Annotated in this window: 1 protein-coding gene; it reads right to left on the minus strand. The window is 56.6% G+C overall.

The window, feature by feature from the left end:
- The coding region (locus BW43_RS29035; protein WP_032889363.1) for a hypothetical protein at positions 1-689 on the minus strand (689 nt) is incomplete at both ends.

Here is a 689-nt window from a genome sequence, read left to right on the forward strand (position 1 = left end):
CCGGCGTTGACGAAGTCCGCGCCCTTCTGCGTCAGCACAACGTTGGTACCGGACAGGGTGTAGTAACCCTGAGTATTGGTGCCGGTGGTGAAATCAACTTTCAGGCTGGCCGTCGGGGTTTCTTCGTCAGTTGCTACGAAGCTACCGGCGATGGTGCCGACTTTGGCGCTGTTCTCAACAATGGTGGTAGCAGCCACGGTGATAACCGGGATGTCGTTGACCAGGGTGACATCTGGAGTAGCGGCGGCAGTTGCGCTGCCCTTATCGGCATCAGTCACAGTCAGGTCGAACGCTGGCAATTTGTTGCCCGCGTTAACAAAGTCAGCACCGGCCTGAGTCAGGACAACGTTGTTGCCAACGATGGCGTAGTAACCGTCTTTATTGCTGTCACCGGTGAAGGTGACTTTCAAATCGGCAACTGGGGTTTCTTCGTCACCCACGGTGAACGAGCCCGCCACAGTGTCTTTGCTGACAGCGTCTTCAACCAACGGATTGGCGGTTACTTCGATGGTCGGCAGGTCGTTGACCAGCGTCACGTCCGGAGTAGCGGCGGCGGTTGCGCTGCCCTTGTCGGCATCAGTCACTGTCAGGTCAAACGCTGGGAGTTTGTTCCCTGCATTGACGAAGTCAGCACCGGCCTGAGTCAGGACAACGTTGTTGCCAACGATGGCGTAGTAACCGTCTTTATT

It is taken from the genome of Pseudomonas sp. RIT357 (genome assembly GCF_000632245.1).
GTDB lineage: Bacteria > Pseudomonadota > Gammaproteobacteria > Pseudomonadales > Pseudomonadaceae > Aquipseudomonas > Aquipseudomonas sivasensis.